The 22,315-nt window shown below is 71.8% G+C and carries 26 protein-coding genes; 11 read left to right on the top strand and 15 right to left on the bottom strand.

Translation table 11 applies throughout. The features are described 5' to 3' along the window. Nucleotides 1-72: 72 nt before the first annotated feature. On the bottom strand, nucleotides 73-1,068 hold the full coding sequence (locus ACIDOF_RS32570) for a DUF1702 family protein (protein ID WP_409009792.1): 996 nt from the start codon (nucleotides 1,066-1,068) through the stop codon (nucleotides 73-75). 134 nt (nucleotides 1,069-1,202) lie between these two features. Beyond that, nucleotides 1,203-1,646 carry a winged helix-turn-helix transcriptional regulator gene (locus ACIDOF_RS32565; protein ID WP_409009791.1) on the bottom strand — a complete coding sequence of 148 codons (444 nt, stop codon included), beginning with the start codon at nucleotides 1,644-1,646 and terminating at the stop codon, nucleotides 1,203-1,205. A 205-nt stretch (nucleotides 1,647-1,851) separates the two neighbouring features. Between ACIDOF_RS32565 and ACIDOF_RS32560 the strand changes: the two genes are divergently transcribed. Both ACIDOF_RS32560 and ACIDOF_RS32555 read left to right on the top strand, forming a co-directional pair. After that, a complete protein-coding gene (locus tag ACIDOF_RS32560) occupies nucleotides 1,852-2,421 on the top strand; it encodes a hypothetical protein (RefSeq protein WP_409009790.1) in 570 nt (189 codons plus the stop codon). Between the two features lie 16 nt (nucleotides 2,422-2,437). Then, on the top strand, nucleotides 2,438-2,956 hold the full coding sequence (locus ACIDOF_RS32555; RefSeq protein ID WP_409009789.1) for a hypothetical protein: 519 nt from the start codon (nucleotides 2,438-2,440) through the stop codon (nucleotides 2,954-2,956). An 87-nt stretch (nucleotides 2,957-3,043) separates the two neighbouring features. Here the strand turns inward: ACIDOF_RS32555 and ACIDOF_RS32550 are convergent, their stop codons facing one another. Beyond that, on the bottom strand, nucleotides 3,044-4,237 hold the full coding sequence (locus ACIDOF_RS32550) for an IS701 family transposase (RefSeq protein ID WP_409009788.1): 1,194 nt from the start codon (nucleotides 4,235-4,237) through the stop codon (nucleotides 3,044-3,046). 401 nt (nucleotides 4,238-4,638) lie between these two features. On the opposite strand from ACIDOF_RS32550, the gene ACIDOF_RS32545 reads away from it, so the two are divergent. Then, on the top strand, nucleotides 4,639-5,244 hold the full coding sequence (locus ACIDOF_RS32545; RefSeq protein ID WP_409009787.1) for a TetR family transcriptional regulator: 606 nt from the start codon (nucleotides 4,639-4,641) through the stop codon (nucleotides 5,242-5,244). A 78-nt stretch (nucleotides 5,245-5,322) separates the two neighbouring features. Here ACIDOF_RS32545 and ACIDOF_RS32540 read toward each other — a convergent pair whose 3' ends face one another. Beyond that, nucleotides 5,323-6,303 (bottom strand): hypothetical protein, encoded by a 981-nt coding sequence (locus ACIDOF_RS32540; RefSeq protein ID WP_409009786.1) that lies wholly within the window; start codon nucleotides 6,301-6,303, stop codon nucleotides 5,323-5,325. Between the two features lie 297 nt (nucleotides 6,304-6,600). Here ACIDOF_RS32540 and ACIDOF_RS32535 point away from each other — a divergent pair, with 297 nt between their 5' ends. Continuing rightward, entirely contained in the window at nucleotides 6,601-7,248 is a 648-nt protein-coding gene (locus ACIDOF_RS32535; protein WP_409009785.1) for a vitamin K epoxide reductase family protein, read from the top strand. A 139-nt stretch (nucleotides 7,249-7,387) separates the two neighbouring features. Here ACIDOF_RS32535 and ACIDOF_RS32530 read toward each other — a convergent pair whose 3' ends face one another. Then, nucleotides 7,388-7,657, bottom strand: coding sequence for a hypothetical protein (locus tag ACIDOF_RS32530; protein ID WP_409009784.1), 270 nt, complete (start codon nucleotides 7,655-7,657; stop codon nucleotides 7,388-7,390). Nucleotides 7,658-7,796: 139 nt separating this feature from the next. After that, the gene (locus tag ACIDOF_RS32525) at nucleotides 7,797-8,183 is read right to left on the bottom strand and encodes a rodlin (RefSeq protein ID WP_409009783.1); all 387 of its coding nucleotides are present in this window, start codon (nucleotides 8,181-8,183) and stop codon (nucleotides 7,797-7,799) included. A 279-nt stretch (nucleotides 8,184-8,462) separates the two neighbouring features. Here ACIDOF_RS32525 and ACIDOF_RS32520 point away from each other — a divergent pair, with 279 nt between their 5' ends. Continuing rightward, nucleotides 8,463-8,702: a chaplin gene (locus tag ACIDOF_RS32520; RefSeq protein ID WP_409009782.1), complete on the top strand. Its 240-nt coding sequence runs from the start codon at nucleotides 8,463-8,465 to the stop codon at nucleotides 8,700-8,702. A gap of 165 nt (nucleotides 8,703-8,867) precedes the next feature. Here ACIDOF_RS32520 and ACIDOF_RS32515 read toward each other — a convergent pair whose 3' ends face one another. The 4 genes from ACIDOF_RS32515 to ACIDOF_RS32500 all read right to left on the bottom strand — a co-directional run bounded on the left by ACIDOF_RS32515 (nucleotide 8,868) and on the right by ACIDOF_RS32500 (nucleotide 10,967). Continuing rightward, nucleotides 8,868-9,182 carry a hypothetical protein gene (locus ACIDOF_RS32515; protein ID WP_409009781.1) on the bottom strand — a complete coding sequence of 105 codons (315 nt, stop codon included), beginning with the start codon at nucleotides 9,180-9,182 and terminating at the stop codon, nucleotides 8,868-8,870. Nucleotides 9,183-9,652: 470 nt separating this feature from the next. Beyond that, a complete protein-coding gene (locus ACIDOF_RS32510) occupies nucleotides 9,653-9,883 on the bottom strand; it encodes a chaplin (RefSeq protein WP_409009780.1) in 231 nt (76 codons plus the stop codon). A 250-nt stretch (nucleotides 9,884-10,133) separates the two neighbouring features. Then, nucleotides 10,134-10,517 (bottom strand): rodlin, encoded by a 384-nt coding sequence (locus tag ACIDOF_RS32505; protein WP_409009779.1) that lies wholly within the window; start codon nucleotides 10,515-10,517, stop codon nucleotides 10,134-10,136. 192 nt (nucleotides 10,518-10,709) lie between these two features. After that, entirely contained in the window at nucleotides 10,710-10,967 is a 258-nt protein-coding gene (locus ACIDOF_RS32500; RefSeq protein WP_409009778.1) for a chaplin, read from the bottom strand. Between the two features lie 331 nt (nucleotides 10,968-11,298). Here ACIDOF_RS32500 and ACIDOF_RS32495 point away from each other — a divergent pair, with 331 nt between their 5' ends. After that, on the top strand, nucleotides 11,299-11,460 hold the full coding sequence (locus ACIDOF_RS32495) for a hypothetical protein (RefSeq protein WP_409009777.1): 162 nt from the start codon (nucleotides 11,299-11,301) through the stop codon (nucleotides 11,458-11,460). Between the two features lie 24 nt (nucleotides 11,461-11,484). On the opposite strand, the gene ACIDOF_RS32490 is transcribed toward ACIDOF_RS32495, so the two are convergent. Next, entirely contained in the window at nucleotides 11,485-11,913 is a 429-nt protein-coding gene (locus ACIDOF_RS32490; RefSeq protein ID WP_409009776.1) for a DUF6299 family protein, read from the bottom strand. A 336-nt stretch (nucleotides 11,914-12,249) separates the two neighbouring features. Here ACIDOF_RS32490 and ACIDOF_RS32485 point away from each other — a divergent pair, with 336 nt between their 5' ends. From ACIDOF_RS32485 to ACIDOF_RS32475, 3 genes are all read left to right on the top strand, one after another. Further along, entirely contained in the window at nucleotides 12,250-12,741 is a 492-nt protein-coding gene (locus ACIDOF_RS32485) for a DUF5949 family protein (protein WP_409009775.1), read from the top strand. A 122-nt stretch (nucleotides 12,742-12,863) separates the two neighbouring features. After that, the gene (locus ACIDOF_RS32480) at nucleotides 12,864-13,367 is read left to right on the top strand and encodes a hypothetical protein (RefSeq protein WP_409009774.1); all 504 of its coding nucleotides are present in this window, start codon (nucleotides 12,864-12,866) and stop codon (nucleotides 13,365-13,367) included. A gap of 369 nt (nucleotides 13,368-13,736) precedes the next feature. Next, nucleotides 13,737-14,252 carry a hypothetical protein gene (locus ACIDOF_RS32475; RefSeq protein ID WP_409009773.1) on the top strand — a complete coding sequence of 172 codons (516 nt, stop codon included), beginning with the start codon at nucleotides 13,737-13,739 and terminating at the stop codon, nucleotides 14,250-14,252. Nucleotides 14,253-14,265: 13 nt separating this feature from the next. Here the strand turns inward: ACIDOF_RS32475 and ACIDOF_RS32470 are convergent, their stop codons facing one another. Then, complete coding sequence (locus tag ACIDOF_RS32470; RefSeq protein WP_409009772.1) at nucleotides 14,266-14,652, bottom strand: DUF6009 family protein; 387 nt, start codon at nucleotides 14,650-14,652, stop codon at nucleotides 14,266-14,268. Then, a complete protein-coding gene (locus ACIDOF_RS32465; RefSeq protein ID WP_409009771.1) occupies nucleotides 14,649-16,211 on the bottom strand; it encodes a phage/plasmid primase, P4 family in 1,563 nt (520 codons plus the stop codon). Before ACIDOF_RS32465 ends, ACIDOF_RS32470 begins: the two co-directional genes overlap by 4 nt. Nucleotides 16,212-16,873: 662 nt before the next feature. Here ACIDOF_RS32465 and ACIDOF_RS32460 point away from each other — a divergent pair. Next, nucleotides 16,874-18,073, top strand: coding sequence for an NAD(P)/FAD-dependent oxidoreductase (locus ACIDOF_RS32460; RefSeq protein ID WP_409009770.1), 1,200 nt, complete (start codon nucleotides 16,874-16,876; stop codon nucleotides 18,071-18,073). Further along, nucleotides 18,070-19,047 carry an RNA polymerase sigma-70 factor gene (locus ACIDOF_RS32455; protein WP_409009769.1) on the top strand — a complete coding sequence of 326 codons (978 nt, stop codon included), beginning with the start codon at nucleotides 18,070-18,072 and terminating at the stop codon, nucleotides 19,045-19,047. The genes ACIDOF_RS32460 and ACIDOF_RS32455 overlap by 4 nt, the downstream gene beginning before the upstream one ends. Here the strand turns inward: ACIDOF_RS32455 and ACIDOF_RS32450 are convergent. Further along, entirely contained in the window at nucleotides 19,044-20,642 is a 1,599-nt protein-coding gene (locus ACIDOF_RS32450; RefSeq protein WP_409009768.1) for an amidase, read from the bottom strand. The two genes, ACIDOF_RS32455 and ACIDOF_RS32450, sit on opposite strands and share 4 nt — an antisense overlap. Then, the gene (locus ACIDOF_RS32445) at nucleotides 20,639-21,868 is read right to left on the bottom strand and encodes an MAB_1171c family putative transporter (RefSeq protein ID WP_409009767.1); all 1,230 of its coding nucleotides are present in this window, start codon (nucleotides 21,866-21,868) and stop codon (nucleotides 20,639-20,641) included. The genes ACIDOF_RS32450 and ACIDOF_RS32445 overlap by 4 nt, the downstream gene beginning before the upstream one ends. Between the last annotated feature and the right edge of the window lie 447 nt (nucleotides 21,869-22,315).

The raw sequence follows: 22,315 nt of genomic DNA, 5'->3' as shown, positions 1-22,315 counted from the left end.
CATTCGAATACCACTTTGGAAGGTGCCAAAGTGTGTGCGTCGGCGTCTACTTCAGAAGTGCTCAGCGGCTTTTCAGGCCGTGACGTCCACGAGCAGCCGGGCCCGGACTCCCAGGCGCCACTGCTCGTACGCGGGGCCCTGCCCGGAGGGGCCGGAGGAGCCGGAGGGGACGTAGGTGTCGTCGGCGATGCGGGCCGCTGACTCGACGGTGAACCCGGCAAGGGCGTGCGTGGCCGTGCGGGTGTGCTCGGGGATCGCGCCCGAGTGGTGGCGGGCCTTGGCCGCGAAGACGGCGCCCTGCGCGAGGTGGTCGCGGTGTTCGCCGGAGGCCTGCCGCAGCGCGTCGAGGTCGGCGGCGGTGGAGCAGCCGGCGAAGGTCGCCGCGAGCCCCGCTCCGGCCCACAGGTCGGCCTGCCGCTCCGACGCGAACCGGCGTACGGCGGCGGCGACCTGGTCGACGCGGGCGCCGTGCACGAACCAGAGGGCGCGGCCGATGCCCTGGTCGACGGCGCGCGGGAAGTAGTCCGCGTCGCCCTCCCAGGCGTACGGGCGGTCCCGGTGCTGCCGGCCGATCCAGCGGTCGGTGTCGAAGTACGCGCGGTCGAAGCCGTAGCCGTCGACGGCGAGCCAGCTCATCTGCGGGTAGTGGGCCTCGCCCGGCAGGTCCGGCATGACCTTCTTCCACAGCGGGCGGGGCAGCCGGGCCATGGCGAAGCCGATGCCGATGTAGTTGAGGAAGATGTGCCGCTTGCCGTGCCCGGCCAGGAGCTCCTCGGTGCGGGTGCCCTTGCGGGGGCCCATCACGTCCCGGATCGTGCAGGCCATGGTGGCGCCCTCGTAGGCGAAGCCCTGCGTCTCGGGGTCGACGAGCGAGAGCCGGCGCTCCAGCTCCCACAGCCCGGACGCGTCGATGCCCCATTCGAAGCCGCACACCACGGACTGCGGGATCGACTCCAGCTGCCGGGTCGCGGCGGTCTCGACGACGGGGAACCCCCGTCCGGCGAAGCTCACGTCCTGCAGGGACGGAGCCATGAGCAGTCTGCGCAACGATCCCATTGCCGTCGCCACGATCGCCTCCTTGAGTACCACCCGAGTGGTTGCGGAGGGCTCATCGTCCGGCGGGGCGCGAGCGGCGGGCATCTTCCCAGATGCGCAGCCCGCGCCGTGCGCAGCGGTGCCGGGCGGCCTGCCCCGGCTGCCGTTCAGCGGATCCGGCGGACCTCCACCTCCTCGTCGTGGACAGGGCGTTCGCACTTGTCGCAGCCGAGGTGCACATGGACGTGCCCCTGGCAGCCGATGTGCTCGGCACGGCGCGGCGGGCCCTCGTCGGAGGGCAGGTTCCGGTCGCCCCACTGCATCAGGGCGATGACGGCGCGGGTCAGGTCGCGGCCCATCGGCGTCAGCCGGTACTCGTACCGCACCGGCTTGTCCTGGTACGGGACCTTCGCCATGATGCCCAGCTCGACCAGGCGGCCGAGGCGGTTGGTCAGGACGTTCCGGGCTATGCCCAGGTTCCCGAGGAATCCGTCGAAGCGTTTCACACCGAGCAGCGCGTTACGGACGATCAGCAGCGTCCAGCGCTCCCCGATGAGTTCGAGTGAGCGGGCAAGATTGCAGTCCTGCCCTTCATATGTGTTCGGCAGCATTCCGCAACGGTAGCGTGATCGAGTTGCGTGAAAGAACCCACTTGACCGCACAGGTGGCGACTTCGGCAAGTTGGTCCGTAAACATGCCGAAGCACGTCACGAAAAAGGCCCCGGAATCCCGTCGAGCATTTTCGAAGAAGACCACGGACGCCGAAAAATGCTGAGATCATCTCCCCGGATTCCGAGCCAGGGAGGTTCTTCGAACATGACCGCGACCGCCACACAGGCGCCCCCGTCCCGGCAGCGCCCCGGCGCGCTCGACGCGCTCAACACCCGGCTGCACAAGGTCGGTCTGAGGATCTTCCTGGTCATCGTGCTCGCCCACTGGGCGGAGCACCTCACCCAGGCGATCCAGATATACGTCCTGGGCTGGCCCGTCCCGGAGGCCCGCGGCGTCCTCGGCGTGCCCTTCCCATGGCTGGTGACGTCCGAGTGGATGCACTACGGCTACGCCCTGGTCATGCTGGTCGGCTTCATCCTGCTCCGGCCGGGCTTCACGGGCCGGTCCCGCACCTGGTGGAACATCACGCTCGGCGTGCAGGTGTGGCACCACTTCGAGCATCTGCTGCTCCTCGTCCAGGCGCTGACCGGCGCGTACCTGGCGGGCAAGGCCGTCCCCACGTCCATCATCCAACTCGTCGCCCCGCGCGTGGAGTTGCACCTCTTCTACAACGCCCTGGTCACCCTCCCGATGATCGTGGCGATGGTGATCCACCAGCGCATCACCAAGGACGACGACCCGTCGGTGCGCTGCTCCTGCGCGCTGCAGGCGTGAGCGCGGCGGCCCCGGCATGAGTACGGCGCAGAACCGTGCCCGCAGGCCGTCGGGGTTCGTGTCGAGCCTGGTCCTCGGCCTCGCCGCCCTCCTGCTGTACGTCTCCCTGCCGAACCTCGGCAACGTGGCGCGCGCGGCTACCGCGGAGGGGGTGGCCGGCACGTTCACGGCCGGCCGCCTCACCTGCGTACGGCATCCCGGGCATGAACAGTGCGAGTGGACCGGCACGTTCACGTCCGCCGACGGAACGGTGCTGCGGGACGCGACCACGCTGTACGGCAGCGGGCGCGGCTCGCTGAAGGAGGGCCAGGAGATCCGGGCCGTGGACGTCGGGAACCCGGGCCGCGTGTACCGGCCCGAGGGCTCCCACGAGTGGATCTTCACGGCCCTGCTGCTGGTCACCGGCTACGGGCTGTTCGCCTGGGTGGCCCGCCGGCACCTGACGCCCCCGCCCCGGCCCCGGCGGGCGCGCCGCGAGCGGCCAACTGCCCACAACCGCACCCGTGTTCAACCGGGGAACGGCGCACCGGCCTGAACACAGGCCGAGACCCCGCCTCCTGCCACGGGGGACGAGGACAGGGAGGCGGGGTCGTCACGGGGGGCTCCGGCCGGGCCGGAGCCGTCAGACCGCCTGCGGCACCCGCAACGGCTCGGTCTGCGCGAGTTCGACCCGGCTGTACGCGTACGCCGCCGACACCAGCGTCATGTGGTGGTGCCAGCCCGGGTAGGAGCGGCCCTCGAAGTCGAGCAGCCCGTAGTCGTGCTCCAGCGACTGCACCGCGGCCCGGGCCCGGCGCCGCAGCTGGGTCAGGGCGAACAGGTCGTCGGTGCGCCGGTGCACCATGTTGGTCAGCCACAGCTGCGTGGAGCGCCGCCCGGCACTGTGCCGCACCGCGAACAGCCGGTAAGTCCGGTGCGGCGCCTGCCGGTTGACCCGCGCCTCCGGCAGCCGTACGAGCCCGGTCACCACGGAGGCCTGCCCGGCACGGCCGTCCCGCGCGGTGGCGGTGTCGAGGCGGATCTGGCTGTTGTGCTTCAGCTCGAAGAACCGCTGCGCCTCCACCGGCGCCTGCAGGTCCGTGTTCATCGACGCCCGCGACGTCACCGGCCCGCCGGCCACCACCGGCATCCGTCCGGGCACCGCGAGCACGAACCCGCGCCCGTTCCGGCTCAGCCCACGGACCAGGGCGCCGGCCCCCGCGTACGCGGTGAGGTCGGCGACGACGGGCAGGTCGCCCAGGGACGAGCCGGCCGACAGGGAGTCGACGAGGTCCAGCGCGTGGTGGTCGACGGCCCGGGTGGTGATGTCGGCGGGGATGCGCGCCCGCGCCCTGCGCTGCTCGTCGTTCAGCCAGGAGCCGGGCAGCAGCAGCCCCCAGTCCACCGGCACCGCCTCGGTCTCCGTGGTCAGGAACGCCCCCACCCCGAGCTGGCAGTTGACGGACCGCCCGGTGGAGGGCACGAAACGGCGGTGCACGCCGCAGGAGTGTTCGCCGCGCTTGCGCATCACGGCGACGTCGAGGGTCCAGGCCTTCGGGGCGAGCCGCTCCTCCGTCCAGCGCATCAGCTCGGCGCGGGCGGGAGCCCAGTCCCAGGGGCTGGCGTTCACGAACTGGTGCATGGACTGCGAGGCGGTCGGGGAGTCGGACACCGCGGCGGCGAGGCGCCGCACCGACTTCTTCCCCTCCGTGCTGAGCAGGCCGCTGAGATAGGCCTGGGCCCAGTAGCGCTGGTCTGTGCGGGGCAGGTGTCCGAAGACGCGCTCGATGAACATCGAGACCGACACCTGTGAACGGGTCAAGTCGCGAGTTGCCATGGTGCCTTACCTCCCTGTGCCGGTCGGTGACTGGCGAACACGCGCCGAACATACGGCGCACTCGCGCGCGGCCGCCGCGCGCTGACCCTGTTCTCTAGCGGTCCTCAAGACGGCCCTCGCGGCCACGGCACGCACCGGACACGGCGACTTTGGAAGGTTCGGCCAGTTCCACGGGCCTGTCGTGGGCGACGTCACGTTCTCGTTTGGGCGACTTGAACAACTCCCGCTTGTCCCGCCGCTCTTGACCCGCCCAAGCTGAGCCCGCCGCTCCGTCCGCCGCCGGACGCCCGCCGTCCGCGCGCCGACCCAGCGCACCCACCCCTCCCGTACGACCTTGAAGCAGCCGCTTCGGAGACACCATGGTGAAACAGGAGAGGGCTGCCCGAACGCGTGGCGCCCTCGTGCAGAAGGCAGCGTCCCTGTTCGACCTCCAGGGCTATACGGGCACGTCCCTCGCCCAGATCGTCAAGGAGACCGGGGGGATCTCCGCGGGGGCGCTGAACTTCCACTTCTCCTCCAAGGCCGAGCTGGCCCGGGCCGTGGTGGAGGCGGGCGACGCGACGACGCGGGCCGCCCTGGCGGAACTGGACGACATCGGCGGCGACACGGACAGCGACCGGGACCGCGACCCGCTGGACCAGGTGATCGGCCTGACCCTGGCCCTGGTCCGGCTCCTGGAGGCCGACGACACGGTGCGCGCCGCGATCCGCCTGGAGCGCGAACTGCCCGGCGTGGAGCCGTGGTCGCGGCTGTGGCTCCCGCACGTCGACGCACTGCTGCGCCGGGCCGGGGAGAGCGGCCGGCTGCGCCCCTCGGCCGCCCCGGAGACGGTCTCGGGCCTGGTGTGCCGTCTGGTCGCCGGTACGGAGACCCTGCTGCGGCACCACCGGCACACCCGTCCCGGCACGCCCACCGACTCCGCCGAACTCCTCGCCGCCATCTGGCAGTTGGTCCTCACCGGCATCGCCCCGCAGGCAGAGCCCCGACCACCTCAGGTGGACGCCTGAACACGAGCCGACGCCCCCGTGCGCGCGCTGCGGCGTGCACGGGGGCGTCGGCCTTCGCTCACTGCGCCCAGAGCGCGGTCACTGCGCCCAGGGCGCGATCGGGTACCAGGGGATGATCTCCCGCCGGGCCAGCAGCCGTACGTCCCAGTACAGGAACGTGAAGACCCCGGCCACGATCAGCGTGACGGCGGTCAGCACGGCGAGCCGTCCGGGCCTGCTCATCAGCCACGCCTGCAGCCGGCCGCCCGCGAACGCGGCGATCGCCAGGAACAGCACCGCCATGATCACGATGTTGCCGATCGACTGCAGCACGAACGCGGCCGCGCCGTAGAGGACGTTGCCGCTCTCCGCCGCGTCCCGGAACAGGTGCCGGAACAGCGGATACGGCCGCCCGATCAGGAACCCGCCGATGAGGGCGCCCATGAACACGGTCCGCGCCTGCGGAAAGCGCCGGGAGACCCGCGCGAACGGGTCCTTCACGAAGCCGAGCGCGGCCAGCCCCAGGTACAGCATCGCCAGCCCGATGACGCCGAACACGACCATCGACTGCACGGACCGACCCGACAACTCCCCCGGCACCGGGTCGGCCTGCGAGAACTGCGGCATCGCCGTACCGACCGCCCCGACGACGGCCCCGTACGCCGCGGACACCACGACCATGCCGAGCGACATCCACCCCAGCGGCTTCAGCGCCTGCACGAGACGGCCCCAGCGGCTGCCCACCGTGCCGAGCAGCGGGGCGACCGCGCCGAACGCGGCGATGTTGCAGGCCGTGAACGTCCCGGCGAGCCCGGAGGTGAAGGCGAAGGCGACACCCGCGACGACCCCGGTGATCGGGGTGTCCTCGGCGCTGTGCCCGAGAATGCCGTCGGCGATGGTCGCCCCGATGGTCTGGTCGACGAACTCCGCGGACCACACCACCGTCAGCAGAAACCCGACGAGAGCACTGACCCCGAGCACCAGCCAACGCCGCCGTACGACCGCCTCCGGATCCGACGGCAGCAGTCCGTGCGCCCCTCCCGCGCTCCCCCGGACCGTGAACTCCTCAACACGCGTCACTGCAAGCCCCTCTCAGGCCGCTCAGCCATGCCGGAAGCGCGACGGCAGTGGTCTGCGCCGCCGCGCGCTCCGCAGCGTAGGAACTGCGACGCCCCGGCGACAGAGGGCCTCGGCAACCCCGCGACGCCCGCGGCCACTTGACCACGTCCACCCGCCCGCGCCTACCACACCCCCAACCCCGCCCCTCTCCCCCAACACCCCACACATCCGTACGACCCCACCGCACTCCCCCCGCTCCCCCGCGAACCATGCAAAATGCGAAGCGCAAGCCCGAAATTACGTAGGACGGTGCGGCCCATGACACTGACGACCAAGGCGGCCGAGGCCGCGATCCCCCACCCTCACCGGCGCACACCGGCGCCGCCCCGACTCGTCGGCGGCAGCCGGGTGCTGGCGCTGCTTCTGGTGGTCACGGGCGCGGCGGGCGTGCTCGCCGCGTGGGTCATCACGCTCGACAAGTTCAAGCTCCTGGAGGACCCGAACTACCAGCCGGGCTGCAGCCTCAACCCGGTGGTGTCCTGCGGCTCCATCATGAAGAGCGAGCAGGCCGCGGTCTTCGGCTTCCCCAACCCGATGCTCGGCCTGGTCGCGTACGGCATGGTGATCTGCGTCGGCATGAGCCTCCTCGCCGGCGCCCGCTTCCCGCGCTGGTACTGGCTGACCCTCAACGCCGGCACGGCCTTCGGCGTCGCCTTCTGCACCTGGCTGATGTACCAGTCGCTGTACAACATCAACGCCCTGTGCCTGTGGTGCTCCCTCGCCTGGGCGGCGACCATCCTCATGTTCTGGTACGTCACCGGCCACAACGTCCGCCACGAACTCCTCCCGGCCCCGCCCGCCCTGCGCACGTTCTTCGACGAGTTCACGTGGGTGCCGCCGGTCCTGCACATCGGCGTCATCGGCATGCTGATCCTGACCCGCTGGTGGGACTTCTGGATCAGCTGACCCCCCACAACTACCGTGCGTGACAGGCAAGTTCATCCTTTGCGGTGACGTCCGGCCCGGCGCCGGCACGCAGAACGCGGCGCGGCCCCCTCGACGGATCGAGGGGGCCGCGCCGCGTCGTGCCGATACGCGAGCCGGGTCAGCCGACGGCGCCGAGCAGACCGACGACCGGAGCGGCCTGGTCGGTGAGCGGCGCCAGCTTCTGCTGCACTTCGCCGAGCTGGTTGACCTGGTCGAGCTGACGGGAGACCGACGGGACGTCGTCGCGGAACTCCGGGCTGATCCCGGACTTGGCGAGGTTGTCGAGCTCGCCGGACACCGAGATGGCGGCGGAGGCCGTGGGCGCCGCGAGCGCGGAGGCTCCGGCGGCGAGGGCGACGGCGGCGAGGATGCGCTTTGCTTGGATCATGTGCTGCACAACGAGGTGGGGCACGGGCAGGACACGAGCGGCCCCGCGCGTCACCCGAAGAGGCAGCTCCCCGAACAGCAGGAAGCCCCGGCGCCGAAACGCCGGGACTTCCCTTGCAGCACTACGAGTTGACGTGACGTCAGCCCGCGTTGGCCGAGAGAACGTTGTGCAGGACGTTCGCAAGGCCGTCGTCGCCCTTGGTCTGCGTCGAGTTCTCGGTGCACTGCTGGTTCTGCGAGCTGGACAGGACCGGGATGTCCTGGACAGCCACGTTGACGAGACCCACGAGGGAGCCGACGTTGGCCTTCGCGGGCAGACCGATGCAGGGCTTGTTCAGCGAGCCCTGGACCAGGCCGAGCTGCGGGCTCATGTCGCCGTGGGTGGCGGAGTTGCCGTAGACCTGCGAGGCGCCGTTGCCGCTCAGCGACGTCGGGTCGTTGTCGGCGAACGCCTGCGGAGCCATCGCCGCACCCAGGCCCGCAACTGACATGGTGACGGCCGCGGTGGCCATGACCTTCTTGAGCATGTTCTGTCCTTGTGTCGCATGAATGCCCGCGATCGGAGCGCACTGACCAACTCGCGTTCGCCGCGGTTGGTTCTCCTTCTTCACTCCGATGGCCCTACCGATCACTCCCGCGAAGGGTTTCCCGTACCCGAGCATTCGCCCAAGTGCCCGAAGAACGCCCGCCGTTGCTCCAAACGTGGTCAACACCGCGCCGGGCCGTGTCGTCCTGGCCAACCGACACGTTTCGATCTACGTGGGCCCGAACTCGGGGCCCGTAAGTCAAAGAGAAGGTGCACCCTCATGAAGACTGCCAAGAAGGCCGCCCTGGTCCTGGCCACGGCCGGGCTCGCCGCCGGCGCCTCCGCCGGAAGCGCGTTCGCCGACGCCGGTGCCAACGGTGCCGCCGCCAACTCCCCCGGCGTCCTCTCCGGCAACCTGGTCCAGGTTCCGGTCCACGTGCCGATCAACGCCTGCGGCAACACCGTGAACGTCATCGGTCTGCTGAACCCGGCCTTCGGCAACACCTGCGTCAACGACTGACGTTCCGCGGCACGACGGCAGGGCGGCGATCACCGAACGGTGCATCGCCGCCCTGCTTTTTGTCGATACGCAAGTGGCCGTACGCGGGTGACGGTACGCAGCGAAGAGGGGTGCGGGCCCGCTGCCCGCACCCCTCTTCGCCTGCCCCGTAAGGGAGTTGGGCGATCAGCCGATGCCCGCGGGGAGGCCGCCGATGAGCGGGGCCGCCTTGCCGAGGAGCTGCTGCGGCGCGCCGTTGCCCTTGGTCAGGCCGCCGGCCGCGTCCGTGACGGTCTTCAGGGGGCCGCCGTCCTGGTTGCTGATGCCCTGCTGCGCCTGCAGGTGCTGCAGATCCAGACCCGAGGAGAGCGTGTCCTCGACGGCGCCGTTGAGGCTCATCGGGGGGATCTTCCCGACGTGGTCGGCGGCGAGCGCCGGCGCGGCCGTCCCGAGCGCCATCACGGAACCGGCGACAGCTGCGGCAGCCTTCGAGTACTTCACTGCGTGTCCTTTCTCCGGGTGCGCTCTCGCAGTGACGCGAGCCTTCGCGTCAGGCAGGTGTCCCGTCGACACCAGGCGCCACCGTCACGCTGTTCAACGAGCCCTGCCGCAGCGGGAAACCCCGAGCCCCGGGGGAATTCCACTACCGGGGACGTGCGGAAAGGACTTTCGACTCGGCAAACGGGTGAAGGCCCCTCCACCTCCGCCCGCCCATGGTGTGTACTGAGCGCAGCGGTCTCTCTCGAGCGGTGCGGGCTCCCAGCCGCCGGCGTTCCTCACGCCGTCGAGCCCACCGTGCCCCTTCTTGCGCGGCACAGCACACAGGGACCGCAGCTACGTTGGGGGCCCCTCAGGGGCCCCCAACTCGGTTTCCGCACAAGTCCGTTGAGCAGAGGCCGCGCGCACGTGAAACGGCCCCCGGGTGCAAGCACCCGGGGGCCGTCGGCCGTTCCGCTTCGGCGGCGCGAACGTCAGTCGTTGACGCAGACGTTGCCGAAGGTCGGGTTCAGGCCGGCGATGCCGTTGACGGTGTTGCCGCACACGTTGATCGGCACGTGGACGGGAACCTGGACCAGGTTGCCCGACAGGACACCGGGAGAGTTGGTGGCGGCACCGTTGGCACCGGCGTCGGCCATGGCCGGGGCGGCACCTCCGACGGCGAGCATGGCACCGGCGACGACGGTCAGAACCTTCTTGTTCATTGTTCCCTTCCCACAGTGCTGCGTTGCGTATCGCGACGGTCGCGTACGGCCGCAGACGATCCTCACTGCAGCAGGAACAACGATCACGGCGGGGAGAGGCACCGCGAAATCGTGGATCACGTCCCGCATCTCACCCGAATGCTGCACAACCATCGACGGGCCACGGCGAAAGGCGCCCGGACACACGACTGTCCGGGCGCCGAAGAACGACGCCCGGACAGCGGCAGGATGCACTCCCTGCTCAGTCAGCTCACTTGGTGAACGACAGAACGTTGTGCGCGACGTTCGCAAGGCCGTCGTCGCCCTTGGTCTGCGTCGAGTTCTCGGTGCACTGCTGGTTCTGCGCGCTGGACAGGATCGGGACGTCCTGGACCGCGACGTTGACGGCACCGAGGATGGAGCCGACGTTGCCCTTGACGGGCAGGCCGATGCAGGGCTTGTTCAGCGAGCCCTGGATGAGCCCGATCTGGGGGCTCATGTCGCCGTGGGTGGCGGAGTTGCCGTAGGTCTGCGAGGCACCGTTGCCGCTCAGCGACGTCGGGTCGTTGTCCGCCAGCGCCTGCGGAGCCATCGCGGCACCCGCGCCGAGAACGGACGCCGTGACAGCGGCGGTCGCCAGAATCTTCTTGATCACTTGAGTCCCTTTTCTGGGTCAATGCCCGGTGGTTCAGCAGCCTGCACAACTCTCCGCGCCGGGTTTTGGTTCTCTTCGTTCACTCGAACGCCGGACATGGTCAACGCACGAAAAGGCGCCGCGCCGCGCCCGTCGCACCAGGGGTACGAGGGGGCGGCACGGCGCCGGGAGCTCCGTGCGCGACGGTGCTGCCTACTTGTTGATGCAGACGTTTCCGGCCGCAGGGTTCAGCAGGCCGATCACGTTGATGGTGTTGCCGCACACGTTGACCGGGACGTGGATCGGAACCTGAACGGTGTTGCCCGAGAGGACGCCGGGCGAGTTCGAGGAGACACCCGAGGCGGAAGCGCCCGAACCCGGACCCGGGTCCGAGGCGGCGGCGACGCCCGCACCGCCCAGGAGCAGCGCCGTGCTGGCCACGGCCATTGCGCCAAGCTTCACGATCTTCATTACGTGCCTTTCTGTCGGGGCAATGCGCGGCCGGTTCCGGGGAACGGCCGCGCCCACTGCCACGCATAATCACGTAGTCGATGGTGAATTTCGTGCGACATTCCGATGGGCCTCCGAATGGAGGAATCCCGTACCCGGTACGGATTCCACGGGCCCCGAAACGCATTCCGTCACGCACCGTGTCCGCGCCCCGGAGAATGCTTGCGGAACTCCCCCGGGTGTCACTCTGTGTACCCGAGAATGTGCACCGGGTTGAAGGTTGCGGAAAGCGGGCGGATGCTCGAAGGGATGCCCCGGACGATCCGGTCGCGTTCCTTCACGAGGAGTCTCGATGCGCCTGTTGTTCAGTGTGCTGGCCGTCGTGTTGTTCGCCTCGGTCTTTGCGGGTGTCTGCGCCTCCGCGCAGGCGCGGACACAGACACCCGCCGGCGACACACCAGGCTGCAGCACGGTCTTTCTCTCCATGACCGCGGCGGGCGGCAGCTGCAGTTGAGGAATCCGCCGCGAGCCCGGCGGGTCAGTCCTGCGGCAGCAGCTCGACCTGCTGCTGGGAGCTGGCGAGGAACGTCGTCTCGATGGGGATCAGGCCCGAGGTGGGCTTGATCTGCACGAGGTGGCCCTCCACGGTGGCCGCGCCCGCCTCGAGGCGGATGTCACGGAATCCCTGGGCCTTCAGCTCCCAGCTGTGCACCTGCCCGTCGCACACCGCCTTCTGCGAATTCCCGGAGATCGACACCCCGCCCTGCTTCACGGAGGCGCTGACGTACACCGGCGCGGCCTCGGAGCCACCGGTGCAGCGATACGTTCCGGACGTCGTGACCGTATGGTCGGCCGCGATGACGGCGCGGGAGTTCACGTCGATCTCGTAACCGGGGGCGGAAGTGGCGGAGCCGGCTCCGAGGAGTACGGCCAGAGCGGCGATACCCGTGGCGGTCCGTGCGTACATGACGACCAACTCTCTTTCAGGGAGTGGGATTTCCGGTGCCGTTGTGCGTATCACGCGGACAGGTGCCGGAAACGCTTCCGTCGGCCCGTCGGTGGCGTCGCGGTCGCAGGATTCACTCTTCCCGTCGAGCTTTCACGACCTGCGGGCGGCCCATTCCCGGCGCATTCCTCCCGCTCGGATTCCCAATGGATTCCGAGTGGATTCCCAATTGGCGGTGTGCGTACGGGGGTTGGTGGCGCGCCGGGTGTGCGCCGGTGCGCGGGCCTCGGCGTGCTCTCCCCTGAACGGGTGAAACGCGGGGCTCGTACCGGTATCACGCCGTTAGGGTGCCGAACCATGGTCGATACCCAAACCGCCCCCAGCGGCAACCAGTTCAGCCTCGGCACCCTGTCCATCCTGGCCTGGATCGGCGCTCCCGAAGAGGGCCACGCGACGCCCTATCTGCTCGCGTACACCCTCGGCGACGGGGCGAACGGCGCCGCCGAGAACGAGGCGGCCGTCGCCGCGCTCGCGCGCAGCCTGTCGCTGCCGCTCGACGGGAGCATGGCGGACGGGTCGCGCCCCGGCTTCCCCGTGCAGCTGCTCGTGGAGGCCGGCCAGGCGGTGCTCACCATGCAGGGCCTGAACGCGCAGTGCGTCGCGCCGCCGGAGTGGCTGGACGCCGTGGAGCAGGGCGCCGCCGTGCATTTCGTACTGAGCACGCGGGCGTGGCCGCAGGCGGCGCCGGGGCAGCCGGTGTCGGTGGAGGCGTTCCGCGCGTACGTGGGGGACGAAGCGGTGCTGCGGTCGGCGGCGCACTGTCTGCTGCCCGTCGGCAAGCTGCGCTGACCGGGGTCGCCCGTGGGTGGGGTCGTTGCTGCGCCCAGGGGACAAACCGTGGGGTTCGCCGGGGCGGCTCGTTGTTCCGGTGGACGTGACCGTTGCTCTCTCGAAGCTCGAAGGTGGACACCGTGAAGTTGACCAGCCGTGCGGGGATCGCCGTACTGATGACGTGCATGGCCTCGGCCGCCGCCGTGACGCCTGCCGCGGCGTCCGACGCGGTGCCCGTGCCCGTCCCGTTGGAGGGGCTCGAGACCGCGCTGCCCATCGACGCGCCGGAGCTGAAGAGCGGTGTGCCGCTGCTCAAGCCCGGTGCGCCGCAGATCGGGGAGCGCGAGGAGGGCAAGCTGATCGGGCACAACGTGCTGCCGCAGCTGCCGGTGCACAGCGACCTGCCGGAGACCGTGCTCGACCTGCCGCTCACCGACCCGCTGAGCCGGGAGCGCGTCGCCGGGCTGGGCGTGGAGGCCGTGGAGTCGCCGGTGCAGGCGCTCTCCCCCGGCCTGGGCGTGGACGCGCCGCTGGCCGAGCCGGGAGCGGGCCCGCTGGGGCTGCCGCGGGTGAACGTGCCGGAGCTGGCGGTGCTCCCGCCGGCCTTGCAGGCCACGCCCAACGCGGGCACGCAGCTCTCCTGACGGGCGGCGGGCGGCCGACATGAACTCCAGCCCCGTGGGCGGCACTTCGGACCACGGCCGCCGAGGCCCCTCCTCGGACTCCGGCGGCCGTGGGGCTTCCCCTGACTCCGGCCGTGGGGCTTCTTCCTCGGATCCCGGTCGCCGGGGCGCCGCGGGGCGTTGGCTCCGGCTGGGCCACATCGAGCGGGCCCTCCCCCAGCCCCTGCCGCCCGCACCCCCTCCCCCACTCCCGGTCCCCCCGCCCCGCGGCCCGAGCGGCACCCCGCTGTACGACCAGTTGGTCGCGGAGTACCGGGCCCGGAACCTCACGGTGCCGGGCGCCGGCACCCGCCCGTCGGGCCCGTTCCTCGGCTCTCGTACGTTGAGCCCATGGGACTCCTCGACAAGCTGACCGGAACCAGACGCCCCACGAACGGCACGGCCCCGCGGCCCGCGGCCGAGGTGCACGCGGGCCTGCTCGGCCTCGGCGGCCCCGACGTCCCGTACGTCGTGCGGGACGGCCGCGCCGAGGGCGCCGATCTGGTGGCCGAGTGGCGCATCCTCGACCCGGCCTGGCGGACCTTCTTCGTCCGCACGCAGGTCAGCAGCGTCTTCCGGGTCCGTATGCGGCTGGTCCCCGAGAAGCACGCGGTGCGGGCCCTCGACGAGCAGTACGACGTCACCTGGGCCGGGGAGACGCCCAGCCTCGCCCTCTCCGCCGAGGCCCGGCGCGGGCAGGTGCGGACGGTCTCCACACGCCGGACGCTCGGCGGCGCGGACGGCCATGCGGACGACGGCTCCGACGGGACGTTCCGCTTCGACAGCGCCGACCTGAAGACCCCCCTCCAGGAAACCGTCCTGGCCGCAGGTTGGACCTGGCGCGGGGTCGTCAGCGGACGGCTGTGACGCCGTCGGGCTCTCACCGGGCCGGTGACTCGTCCCCCCGTACCTGCCGTCCGTACTGGGAGCGTTGGGTCTTCTCGCCGACCTTGCCGGGGCTGATCGTCCGCGGGTCGACCGCTTCGCCGGGGGCGCCTTCGCGGTAGACGCCTTCGGGGGCGTAGTCGCGGTCGTGGGGCAGGAGGTAGAAGACGCGGCGCTGGTAGTAGCCGGAGTCGGCCTGTTCGGCGTCGGTGGTGAGTTCCGCGTAGCCGACGATGCGGCCCTCGCGGGCGTAGGCGGGCTTGCCGCGGCGGCGGGTGGTCTTGTCGCGGGACTGGCGCACGTAGTCCAGGCGGTCCGGGTCCTCCAGCCAGACCACGTTGTTCTCGTGACAGAGCTCTTCCTCCGTCAGCAGCGAGCTCATCGAAGCGGCCTTTCTGTCTCGTCGGGGAGCAACCCGATACGGGGGTAGTACTTCCGGCCGTTGGACTTCAGCATCTCGGCGGGTGAGGCGAGGCCGGTCTCCTGGCGTACGCGGGTCGCGAAGGCGCGGGCGGTGGCGGGCCTGATGCCCTCGCCGGCCGCGCACCAGGAGACGTACGACGTGTACAACGCGCCCTGTTCTGCGCGGAGTTCGCTCTCGCCGTCCGGGTCGCGGCGGCAGCACTCGGTGAGGAAGCGGCCGATGTGGTCCTCGGTCGCCGCGTACGCGCGGGTGGCGAGGCGGACGCGCTGCGGCCCGTCGAGGGCGTCGCGGGAGCGCAGATAGCGGCCCGCGCCCGTGATGAGCCACTGCAGGATGCCGGGGCCCTCGTCCCGTACGAGCTCGAAGGCCAGGTTGTCGATCTTGCGGGCGTCGGGGACGACCCGCTCGAAGGGGATCAGGCGGATACGGCGCCAGAAGGCGTAGCCGCCGGTGGAGACCTCGGGGCGGTGGTTGCCGAGGAGCCACAGGTGGTGGGTGGGCGTGAACGAGAAGTAGTCCTGCCGCATCCGGCGGGCCTTGATCTTGTCGCCGCCGGTGAGGAGTTTGACGCGGGCCTCGTCGAAGCGGTCGTTGGGTTTGAGCTCGCTGCAGATGAGGATGCGGCGGCCGTGCAGTTCGGTGAGTTCCGTGGAGTGCTCGGAGAACGAGCCGCGGTCCATGAGGAAGCCGGGCGGCGCGGCGTCCGCGTAGTCCCCGAGCAGCTGGATCATCGTGTCGAGCAGCACGGACTTGCCGTTCTTGCCCTCGCCGTGGAGGAACGGCAGGACCTGCGCGCCGACGTCGCCGGTGATCGAGTACCCGAGCATCAGATGCAGGAAGTCGATCATCTCGCGGCCCTCGTCGTCCTCGCCGAAGGTGTCCGCGAGGAAGCGGTGCCAGCGCGGGGTCGGGGTGTCCTCGGGGGCGACGGTGGTGGCCTTGGAGTGGAAGTCCCGGGTCGGGTCGGGCTTGCGCAGGGCGCCGGTGCGCAGGTCGACGACGCCGGTGGGGGTGCACAGGGCGTACGGGTCGCCGTCCAGCGCGTCCGGGTCGAGGGCCAGCGCGGGGGCGGCCTTGGCCTGGGTGAGGAGGGCCTTCATGCCGTTGGTGGAGAGCGTACGGCGGCGGTGGACGCGGAGTTCGCGCTCGCTGTACCGGCCGTCGGGGTCCTGCTCGGGCATCTCCTCGGCCATCTCGCCCGCGGCCCACAGGGCGGCCTTGTCGCCGCCGCTGCGCTTCCAGCGGTGGCCGTTCCACTCGTGCCAGCCGAGGCCCTCGACGTGCCGGAAGCGGTCGCCGTAGAGGTGGGCGAAGAGTTTGGCGTTGCCGCGGTCGCTGAGGGTGGGCGGCAGGGCGGCCTGGTCCGGGGCGGGGGCGGCGCGGGCCTGTGCCGGGTCGGGGATCACGGGCTGCGCCGGTCCGGGGACGGCCCTGGCTCGGTCCTGGGCAGCCTGGTGCGCGAGGGCGAGCATCTGCCGCGCGACGGCGGCTGCGTCGAATCCGGGCGCGCTGGTCATGGGCGTCCTTGCGGGTGGTGGGGGTGGCGAGTCTTCTCGTACGTAGCGTTCTGTCCTGTTTTGCGAGTGCTGAAGGGACCGACTTCCGTGCGCGCCGCGGCTGGTCGGTGCGGGACGGGCCCTCGCACGCAGGTAACTGGAGTTGAGTCCCTTGGGTCACTGCCGCACCGGGGGCGCACCGGAAGCAGGTCGCGAGGGACGGAAAAACAGGGGCCGAACCGTTCGGGCCCTGCTTGGGACCCTGCCGGGTTTACGCAGGTCAGAGCGGTGCGGGGGCCGCTTTAGGGACTGAAGGGACTCTGAACCTCCAGTTATGAGCTGTGCATGGATACATGTCTTCACATGTGTGCGTACGCGTACGCGCGTACATGAACAACACGTAGTGCCGCTCATAACTGGGAAGTTGAGTCACTTCGGTCCCTACAGGCCCTGCCCGGACGGCAGTTGAACCGCCGTGACCTGCAGTTTTGCCCAGGGACTGAAAGGCGAGGGACGGAAGGGTCCCTCGGGCCCTTCGGCCACTCCCCCGCCGGCCCCTCGCCTGTGGCCCGGCTCACACCGGCCGCCGTGTCACGTTCCGGCCGCCCGCACCCATCTGCTGGGTGTCGGCAGGCGAGCGAAGGGACGGAACGATGGGACACCGAACGATGAGGGACGCAAGCGTGAAGGACGCAGCGGGCAGCGGGCACCGGGTCGTCGTGCTGGGCGCCGGGTACGCGGGCCTGGCCGCCGCCGTGCAGCTCGCGGCGCGCGGGCAAAGGCGCGGGCCGGGCCGGGTGCGGGTGACCGTCGTGAACGCGCAGGAGCGGTTCACGGAGCGGATGCGGCTGCACATGGCGGCCACCGGGCAGCGGCTCGCCGAGCTCAGCGTGCCCGAGCTGCTCGCGAGCACGGGCGCGGAGTTCGTACGGGGCTGGGTGACGGCCGTCGACGCTCAGACGCGGACCGTGCGGGTCGACGACGAGCTGGTCCTGCCGTACGACACGCTGGTGTACGCCCTGGGCGGGGTCGCCGGGACGGACGCGGTGCCGGGGGCGGCGGACCACGCGTACACGCTGGGCGGCGCGCAGGACGCCGCGCTGTTCGCGGAACGACTCGACCGCCTCGTCCGGGGCACCGTCGTCGTCGCGGGCAGCGGCCTGACCGGCGTCGAGTCGGCCGCGGAGATCGCCGAGCGGCACCCGCGCCTGAACGTCGTCCTCCTTGGCCGGCAGGAGCCCGGCGCGCGCCTCGACTCCCGGGCGCGGGCGCATGTGCGGGCCGCGCTGGACCGGCTCGGCGTCCACGTCCGCAGCGGCGTCGAGGTGGCGAAGGTGCTGCCCGGCGCGGTCGAGCTCGCGGGCGGGGAGAGCGTGGCCGCCGACGCGGTGCTGTGGACGGGCGGCACCCGGGTGTCACCGCTGGCGGCCGCCGCGGGCCTCACCGTCGACGAGCAGGGCCGCATCGTCACCGACGCGGCGCTCCGCTCGGTCTCGCACCCCGACGTGTACGCGGTCGGCGACGCGGCCGCGGTCCGGCAGGCGTACGGGATCATGCACGGCACCTGCCAGAGCGGCATGCCGACCGGGGTGCACGCCGCGCTGTCCGTCGACCGGGAGCTCCGGGGCAAGGAGCCCAAGCCGTTCCGGTTCGGCTACTACCACACGCCGGTGAGCCTCGGCCGGGGCGACGCCGTGGTGCAGTTCACGCGGCCCGACGACCGTCCGCGCCGGATCTGCCTGACGGGACGGGCGGCGGTCCGGTACAAGGAGACCGTGACCGCCTCGCCCTGGCCGACGTACGGCCGTATGAAGAAGCTGCCCTCGTCCGGCGCGTTCTGGCCGCGCGGGGGACGGTTCACCCGCCGCGGGGGCACCAAGTGACCGACGGGCAGGGGCAGTTGGAGGGGGTCTTCGTCGAGCATCGCGGGCTGCTGTTCTCCGTGGCGTACCGGCTGCTCGGCAGCGCCGCCGACGCCGAGGACGCCGTGCAGGACGCCTGGCTCAAGTGGTCGGCGGCGGACCGCTCGCAGGTCGCGGACCCGAAGGCGTACCTGACGCGGATCGTGTCCAACGTGGCGCTGGAGCGGCTGCGTTCGGCCCGGCACAAGCGGGAGACGTACGTGGGGCCGTGGCTGCCCGAGCCGGTCCTCACCGAAGCCGGGGGCGCGGGCGGGGCGGGCGTCGCGGGCGGCGCGGTGGCGGACACGGCCGAGGTGGTCGCGGACGCCGAGTCGGTGTCGATGGCGATGCTGGTGGTCCTGGAGACGCTCAGCCCGCTGGAGCGCGCGGTGTTCGTGCTGAAGGAGGTCTTCGGCTTCAGCCACGCCGAGATCGGGGAGGCCGTGGAGCGTTCCGAGGCCGCGGTCCGGCAGGCCGCGCACCGGGCCCGCGAGCACGTACGGGCCCGGCGGCCGCGGTTCGCCGCCGACCGGTCGCGGCAGCGGGCGGCCACCGAGCGGTTCCTCGCGGCGGCGACCGGCGGGGACGTCAACGCCCTGCTGGAACTCCTCTCCCCGGACGTCACGCTGTGGACCGACGGCGGCGGCAAGGTCCGGCAGGCGCTGCGCCCGGTGGTCGGGGCGGAGACGGTGGCGTCGTGGTTCGCGGCGATCGGCACGGTCACGTACCAGGGTGTCGCGCCCGGCGACATGAAGGCTCAACTCGTCGGCATCAACGGCGAGTCGGGCATCCTCTTCAGCGGCCCGGACAGCAACGGCCGGGGCGAGCGGGTGATCGCCACCGTCACCTTCGACTTCGACGCCGACGGCCGGATCACCACGGTCCACAACGTGGCCAACCCGGACAAGCTCCGCTACGTCGCGGGCGGCACGGCGTACGACCTCGGCACCCGCTAGCCGGCCAGCGCGGGCGCGACCGGCCCCGGCGACAGGCGGGACAGTTCCTCGGCGACGGCGAGGACGGTCCGGTCGGCCAGGTAGGGGCCGACGACCTGCACGGACAGCGGAAGGCCGGACGCCGTCCGCCCCACCGGCACGGTCGCCGCGGGCAGCCGCACATGGCTGGTGAGGTTGGCCCACGCGGTCTGGTCGAAGTACGGGCGTTCCTCGCCGTCGACGGTGATGCGGCGCTGCGGGACCGGCACCGACGTGAGGTCGGGGACGGCCGCGGTCGGCGCGGCCGGGGTGACGAGCACGTCGTGGTCCTCGAAGTACCGGGCCCAGCGGCCGATCAGCTTCTCCCGCTCCTCGTCGGCGCGCAGCCAGTCGCGGTGCCGCTGGGTGCGGGAGCGGAGGTAGAACGCGCCGGGGCTGTGGTCGTCGTCGGCGAGCTGCGCGGCCGCGTCCACCTCGGCCTGGAACGCCGCGTCGGACGCGGAGGCGGTGCCGGTCGCGTACATCAGGGTCTGGAAGAGGCGGTCCGACTCGGCGAGGTCGACGGGCCGGGCCCCGGGGTCCGTACGGGCGCCCTGTGCGGCCGCCAACTCCTCGATGCGGGCGAGGAGTTCGCGGGTCTCGGTGTCGACGCGGCAGTACGGGTCGTCCGCCCACACCCCGACGCGCAGGCCGTCCAGGGTGCGGCTGCGGGGTGCGGGCAGGTCGAGCCGCCAGGCGGGGGCGTCGGCCGGGGCGGGGCCGGCGAGGACGTCGAGGAGCAGGGCGAGGTCGTCGGCGGTGCGGGCGAGCGGGCCGGGGGTGAGCATGTCGCCGCTGGTGAGCCAGCCGGGCGGGCGCGGGATGTGGCCGCGGGTGGCGACGATGCCGTGGCTGGGGCGCAGGGCGTGCACGCCGCAGTAGTGCGCGGGCAGCCGCAGCGAACCGGCGAGGTCACTGCCGACGTCCAGGGCGGTGAGGCCGGTCGCGACGGCCGCCGCGGGCCCGCCGGACGAGCCGCCCGCGGTGCGCTCCGGGTCGTACGGGTTGCGGGTGGTGCCGAAGAGTTCGTTGGACGTCTGGATGTCCTGGCAGTTCGCGGGGGTGTTGGTCTTGCCGAGGACGATCGCGCCGGCCGCCCGCAGCCGGGCCACGGCGTCGGCATCCCGCTCCGGCACGTGCTCGGCGAGCTCGCCGCTGCCGCAGGTCGTACGGAGCCCCGCGGTCTCGAAGGCGTCCTTGACGGTGATCGGCAGGCCGTGCAGCGGGCCGCGGGGTTCGCCGGTGCGGGCGAGGTGGTCGTCGGCGGACCGGGCCGCCTCGAAGGCGCGGTGGGCATCGGTGGCGACGACGGCGTTCACGTCCGGGTTGACGCGCTTGTGGTGGTCGAGGAGCAGGGCGAGGAGTTCACGGCTGGAGATCTTCCGCCGGCGCAGCGCGTCGAGCTGTTCGCGGGCGGGGGCGAGGTGGAGCGGGGTGCGCACGGGGGTGGGGGCCTTCCGGGGGTGGGGGGTGGCGGTCGCGGTGGCCGGCTCGGCCAGGGACACGGCGGCGAGGCTCGTGGTCAGGGCCAGGAAGGACCGGCGGGAACGGCCGGTACCGGTGGAGCGATGGGTCAACTGCGGGCTCCTGCGGGAGTCTCGGCGGGCGCCGGGGCGGGCGGTGGGCTGAACCGGGCGGCGACGCGCAGCAGCAGCCGGGTCTCCTCGTCGGCGGTACGGCTGGGCAGGCGCGCGTCGGCCCACCCGGCGGGGTCGTCGACGCGGGCGTCGTCGCGTTGCCGTACGAGCGCGTCGCGCAGCTGGTCGGCGGTGACGGCGGCGGCGAGGTCCGGGTCGGTCAACCCCTCGGCGGCGCGCCGGAGTTCGGCCTGTTCGCGGACGGCCGGGTCGAGGTAGGGGCGCAGCTCGATCTGGGCGTCGCGGATCTCGACGGTGCGCCGGTACACGTGGAAGCCGACGCCGCGCAGCCGCAGCACTTCGGTGAGCTGGCGCGGCGGCTCCAGGAGCCCGATCGACGGGACGGCACGGTGCAGTTCGGCCCACAGCGGCCCGAGCCGCCGGTACGCGAGATGGTCCCGCACCCACACCCGGCCCTCGGCGGCCCGCGCGGCGACGGTCGGCAGGAAGTAGCCGACCTGGGTGACGGCGGCCCCGATGTCCCCGCAGATCCACGCGTACGGCTCCAGTTCCCGTACGTCGAACCCGAAGTACGCGCCGAGGACCGAGCCGATGCGGATCGCCGAGTAGCCGAGGGTGATGACCGCGCCGACGCTGATGGTGCGCAGACCGCGCGCGATCCACGGCGAGTTCGCCTTGCGGGCGAGCCGGGCGCAGCCGACGGCGAGGGCGATCTCGGCGACGGTGTACGTGGTGATGTAGAGCGTCAAGTACGCCTGGTAGTAGGGGTCGTGGACGTAGTACAGGGTGAAGTCGGCGGGGCGTTGCTCGGCCGGGGTGAGCAGCGTGAACAGCACGCCGAGCGCGGCGACGACGGCGGCGCCCGCGGCGACGAGCAGCCGGGTGCGGCGGCGGGCGCGGCGGGCCTCGGACTCGGGCAGCGCCCAGTGCACGAGGACGACGGCCTGCGCGACGAGCACGCCGATCACACAGGACTGCGCGAGCGGCACGGCGATGTTGGTGACGCCGAAGAACGCGTCGACGCGCACCCACACCGGGGTCAGGGAGATCGCGTAGCTCAGCGCGGACGCCAGGTAGGCGACGCTGAGGGCGACGAGGGCCCGGTCCCGGCGGTCGCGGCGCAGGTCCCGCAGGAGCAGCAGGAACCCGGAGCCGGCGAGGAGCAGGCCGAGCGGATGCAGCAGGTCCTTCACCGGGCCGCCCACCCCTCGCGCCCCTCACGTCCCTCGCGCCCCGGGCCGTGCGCCCGCCCGCCACTCCCCCGGTGCCGCAGCAGCGTGCGCGCCACCCGGTCGGCGTCGGCCTCGGCGGCGGGCTGCGCGGCGGGGTCGGCGTCCGCCGCGAACGTGCCGTCGTACGGGGGGGTCGGCGGCCGTGGGCCTGGGCTTGCCGGGTGTGGGCCTGGAGGTAGGAGCCGATCAGCTCCGCCTCGCGTTCGTCGTGCTCGGCGTAGTCGGTGCGGCCGAGGACCGCGCGGACGACGGCCGGGTCGATGTGGGTGATCAGCGCGGTGGCGTCCTTGTCGCGCAGGGCGGGACCGCCGCGGTGTTCCTTGAGGATGTGTCCGAACTCGTGGGCGATGATGTGGTCCTGGTGGGAGCGGCTGGTACGGGGGTCGTAGAACACGTAGTGGGTGTCGCGGGTGGCGAGCC

Source organism: Streptomyces sp. Da 82-17 (assembly GCF_046098215.1).
GTDB lineage: Bacteria > Actinomycetota > Actinomycetes > Streptomycetales > Streptomycetaceae > Streptomyces.
The sequence above is the reverse complement of the archived record's forward strand: the minus strand, read 5'-3'. Positions and strand labels throughout refer to the sequence as shown.

Bases quoted from the DNA above. Each gene is read 5' to 3' on its own strand.
- ACIDOF_RS32555 (WP_409009789.1), top strand. From the start codon at position 2,438: ATGAGTACGGCGCAGAACCGTGCCCGCAGGCCGTCGGGGTTCGTGTCG.
- ACIDOF_RS32475 (WP_409009773.1), top strand. From the start codon at position 13,737: ATGGGACTCCTCGACAAGCTGACCGGAACCAGACGCCCCACGAACGGC.
- ACIDOF_RS32465 (WP_409009771.1), bottom strand. From the start codon at position 16,211: ATGACCAGCGCGCCCGGATTCGACGCAGCCGCCGTCGCGCGGCAGATG.
- ACIDOF_RS32470 (WP_409009772.1), bottom strand. From the start codon at position 14,652: ATGAGCTCGCTGCTGACGGAGGAAGAGCTCTGTCACGAGAACAACGTG.
- ACIDOF_RS32550 (WP_409009788.1), bottom strand. From the start codon at position 4,237: ATGGCAACTCGCGACTTGACCCGTTCACAGGTGTCGGTCTCGATGTTC.
- ACIDOF_RS32510 (WP_409009780.1), bottom strand. From the start codon at position 9,883: ATGAACAAGAAGGTTCTGACCGTCGTCGCCGGTGCCATGCTCGCCGTC.
- ACIDOF_RS32485 (WP_409009775.1), top strand. From the start codon at position 12,250: ATGGTCGATACCCAAACCGCCCCCAGCGGCAACCAGTTCAGCCTCGGC.
- ACIDOF_RS32490 (WP_409009776.1), bottom strand. From the start codon at position 11,913: ATGTACGCACGGACCGCCACGGGTATCGCCGCTCTGGCCGTACTCCTC.
- ACIDOF_RS32520 (WP_409009782.1), top strand. From the start codon at position 8,463: ATGAAGACTGCCAAGAAGGCCGCCCTGGTCCTGGCCACGGCCGGGCTC.
- ACIDOF_RS32565 (WP_409009791.1), bottom strand. From the start codon at position 1,646: ATGCTGCCGAACACATATGAAGGGCAGGACTGCAATCTTGCCCGCTCA.
- ACIDOF_RS32500 (WP_409009778.1), bottom strand. From the start codon at position 10,967: ATGAAGATCGTGAAGCTTGGCGCAATGGCCGTGGCCAGCACGGCGCTG.
- ACIDOF_RS32535 (WP_409009785.1), top strand. From the start codon at position 6,601: ATGACACTGACGACCAAGGCGGCCGAGGCCGCGATCCCCCACCCTCAC.
- ACIDOF_RS32525 (WP_409009783.1), bottom strand. From the start codon at position 8,183: ATGCTCAAGAAGGTCATGGCCACCGCGGCCGTCACCATGTCAGTTGCG.
- ACIDOF_RS32560 (WP_409009790.1), top strand. From the start codon at position 1,852: ATGACCGCGACCGCCACACAGGCGCCCCCGTCCCGGCAGCGCCCCGGC.
- ACIDOF_RS32495 (WP_409009777.1), top strand. From the start codon at position 11,299: ATGCGCCTGTTGTTCAGTGTGCTGGCCGTCGTGTTGTTCGCCTCGGTC.
- ACIDOF_RS32530 (WP_409009784.1), bottom strand. From the start codon at position 7,657: ATGATCCAAGCAAAGCGCATCCTCGCCGCCGTCGCCCTCGCCGCCGGA.